3 protein-coding genes are annotated in these 3,440 nt (G+C 60.6%); 2 read left to right on the plus strand and 1 reads right to left on the minus strand.

Going from position 1 to position 3,440, the window contains the following annotated elements; translation table 11 throughout:
• A partial coding sequence (locus ACLFQI_RS12670) for an Hpt domain-containing protein (RefSeq protein ID WP_410759846.1) occupies positions 1 to 484 on the minus strand: 484 nt, incomplete at its 3' end.
• A gap of 378 nt (positions 485 to 862) precedes the next feature.
• Between ACLFQI_RS12670 and ACLFQI_RS12675 the strand changes: the two genes are divergently transcribed.
• Together ACLFQI_RS12675 and ACLFQI_RS12680 are read left to right on the plus strand one after the other, a co-directional pair.
• Positions 863 to 2,011, plus strand: coding sequence for a protein-glutamate methylesterase/protein-glutamine glutaminase (locus ACLFQI_RS12675; protein ID WP_410759848.1), 1,149 nt, complete (start codon positions 863 to 865; stop codon positions 2,009 to 2,011).
• Positions 2,012 to 2,166: 155 nt separating this feature from the next.
• Positions 2,167 to 3,440: diguanylate cyclase domain-containing protein (locus ACLFQI_RS12680; protein WP_410759850.1), on the plus strand; the 1,274-nt coding region annotated here is incomplete at its 3' end.

The raw sequence follows: 3,440 nt of genomic DNA on the forward strand, positions 1-3,440 counted from the left end.
ATGCAGGCTCGGCGGGGACGGGCGCGGCAGTCGGCGCCGAACGGGGCGTGGATGCCGCTGGCGCGCGTTGCGCCTCGGGCTCGGGCTTGCCCTTGGGTTCGGTTTGGGAGGTTGTCGTCGCCAGGTTATTCAAGCTCGTCATCAGCTCGGCGGTCTCGACCCGCGCGCTGTTCTCGGGATCCTCGAGCATCATGCGCAGGCTGTCGAAGGCCGCCAGCAAGACGTTGATGACCTCGGCATTCGGGATCAGCTTGCCGCTGCGCATCAGGTCGAGCACGGTCTCGGCGCCGTGGGCCAGATCCTTGACATGCACCAGGCCGAAGAAGCCGCTGCCGCCCTTGATCGAGTGCGCGGCGCGCAGGACCTTGTTGATCAACTCCTTGTCGGCGCTCGCCCCTTCGTCCTCGATGGCGAGCAGGTCTTGCTCGATGGTGGCGAGATGCTCCTGCGCATCGTTGACGAACTCTTGTAACAGCTGATCCATCGTTTAGACCTCGCTCAATCCTGCCTGACGGCTTGGAAATTGGCTACCAGGTTCTCCTCTTTATGGATTGAAGGTTGCAACAGGGTCGGCGTGGATTTCATTGCAAGCGAAATATCCCTGGTGAACGGTCTGCGCAGACACATGCTACACCAGACTCGCCAGATATTAGTGACGGGCTGGTTACGTGACGACGGGAAGTCCCCTATCAAGACTATTGATGAAGAAGGCTTGCCAAAGGCAGCAAAATCTGTTAATGCGCCTCTAGTGTTCAAATTCCGCAAAGCAATCTTAAGGACTTCTTAATCATTTCTTAATTATTATTGGGTAACTTATCGATCATCGAGTGAACACGTCGAAACCCAGGCTCCAGAAGACCCTATGTTCATCCGCCCCAAGATCAAAGTGCTTTGCGTCGATAAATCGGCCACCGTTCGTGATCTTCTTTGCGAGATCATCAACGCGCAACCGGATATGGAAGCCGTCGCTGGCGCCTCGGATCCGATCATGGCGCGCAAGTTGATTAAGCGCCATGATCCAGACGTATTGACGCTGGCTATCAAGATGCCACGCATGGACGGTCTGGATTTTCTTGAACGCCTAATGCGGTTGCGTCCGATGCCGACGCTGATGATCTGCTCCCGGACTCAGCCCGGCTCGGAGGAAACCCGTCGTGCCTTGGCGCTGGGCGCATGCGATGTGGTTGCCAAGCCCCGCCTCGGTATCCGCCATGGCCTGCAAGCGCAGAGCACCGAGATCGCCAATAAGATCCGCGCTGCGGTCCATGCGCAGTCGTTGCTACCGCGACCACGCCCGCTATCGGCGCCGATCCGCTTACCCACGCCGATCCGCTTGACCGCGCCGATTCGTGTCAGCACGCAGAGCATGCCCAGCAGCGATGAGGTGCTGCTGATCGGCGCCTCCACCGGCGGCACCGAGGCCATCCGCGAGCTGCTTGAGCAGCTGTCGGCCAACACCCCGCCGGTATTGATCGTTCAGCACATGCCGGCGGGTTTTACGCGTTCCTTCGCCGAGCGACTCAACCGCACCAGTCAGCTCGAGATCAAGGAGGCGGTCGATGGTGAGTGCCTGTTGCCCGGACATGTCTATATCGCGCCCGGCGACCAGCACCTCAAGCTGGAGCGGAAAGGGCGCGATTATGTCAGTCGACTGGATGCTGGCCCGAAGGTCAACCGTCACCGCCCGTCGGTGGACGTGTTGTTCTATTCCGCTGCTCAGCACGCTGAGCGCAAGGCGATCGGCGTGCTGCTCACAGGCATGGGCAAAGACGGCGCCGCTGGCCTGCTGGCGATGCGCGATGCCGGCGCATTGACCATCGCACAAGACGAGACAAGCTCGGTGATCTTCGGCATGCCGCGCGAAGCCATTGCGCTCGGCGCTGCGTGCGAGGTGGTCCCGCTGGAGGCCATTGCGGCCCGGCTGACGGCACTGTCAGCGGCACGGGGAGCGCAACAAGCATTCGGCGACCATCATCCCATGCCTCAGCCCGAATGGTGTGATGCGCGCTGAGGCTGAGGCGTGCTTGGCGAGCATCAGGATCGGCCCGCTGACAGACCTTGATCACCACATAGCCCACCTGCTGAGCCGGATCAAAGGCGGCAAGGCAGCAGTCCGCTTGTATGAGATTCAATATGACATCGTTGACAGAATCGCTCAATTTTGAGATGGGTGAGGATTCAGGCTGGCACTGGGTCGGGGTGCCTGGGATCGCGCGCGACATCACCGAGCAGGTGCGGGCGCAAGAGGCGCTCATGGACGAGCGTGATCGTAGCTTGGAGCTGCACGAGCGTATCCAGAAGACGACCGCCCATGTTCCCGGGATGATCTATCAGTATCGACTGTGGCCCGACGGGCGCAGTTGTTTTCCCTATGTCAGCGAGAGCGCGCAAGCGGTCTATGGCATCGAGCCCTCTCGCATCATGGAGGATGCGAGTCCGGCATTCGCCGTCCTGCATGCCGATGACCGCGAGCGGGTCAAGGCCTCGATCGAACGCTCGGCCCGAGCGCTGAACACCTGGCGGGAATCCTATCGGGTCCGATTACCCGATGATCGCGTCATCTGGGTCGAGGGCGAGGCCTCGCCGCAGCGCCAGCTCGATGGCAGCGTGCTCTGGGATGGCTATATCCACGATGTCACCGAGCGTCACCACGCCGAGACGCAATTGCGGCTCGTCGCGAGCGTCTTCGCGCATAGTTTCGAAGGGATTGCGATCACCGATGCGGAGAATCGGATAATCGACGTCAATCCCAGCTTTACTCGCATCACCGGCTATGCGAAGAATGAATTGCTGGGGAAAGATCCAAAGAAGCTCGCCTCCGGTCGGCATGATCGCGCGTTCTATCAGCGGATGTGGGCGGCGATCGAGGCCTATGGATTCTGGCAGGGCGAGATCTGGAACCGCCGCAAGAATGGCGAGATCTATCCCGAGCAATTGTCGATCACGGTGGTGCGCGATGCTGCGGGCGCGGTGCAGCATTATATCGGCGTCTTCACCGACATCAGCCGGTTCAAGGCGCACGAGGCGGAACTCGATCGCATTGCCCATTACGATCATCTCACCGGCCTGCCCAATCGGCGCCTCTTGATGGACCGCCTCGCACAGGCGATTTTGCATGCCAAGCGCACCGGGATTGCGCTGGCGGTCTGTTACCTGGATCTGGATGGTTTCAAAACCATCAATGACCATTATGGACACGCCGCTGGCGATCATATCTTGGTCAAGGTCGCCGAGACCTTGCGCTGCATGGTGCGCGGCGAGGACACGGTCGCGCGTCTCGGGGGCGATGAATTCGTGTTGCTGTTGACCGAGCTGACCCAACCCGAGGCGTGTTTCAACCTACTCAGCCGCGTGCTTGCTGGCATCCGCGAACCGATCCGGGTGAGGAACACCGTCCATCACCTGTCGGCGAGCATCGGCGTCACCCTCTGTCCGCCGGA

This window comes from Halochromatium sp. (genome assembly GCF_046541315.1).
Classification (GTDB): domain Bacteria; phylum Pseudomonadota; class Gammaproteobacteria; order Chromatiales; family Chromatiaceae; genus Lamprobacter.

What these genes read in the sequence shown, in the direction of transcription:
- ACLFQI_RS12675 (WP_410759848.1), top strand. Translation starts at nt 863, where the DNA reads ATGTTCATCCGCCCCAAGATCAAAGTGCTTTGCGTCGATAAATCGGCC.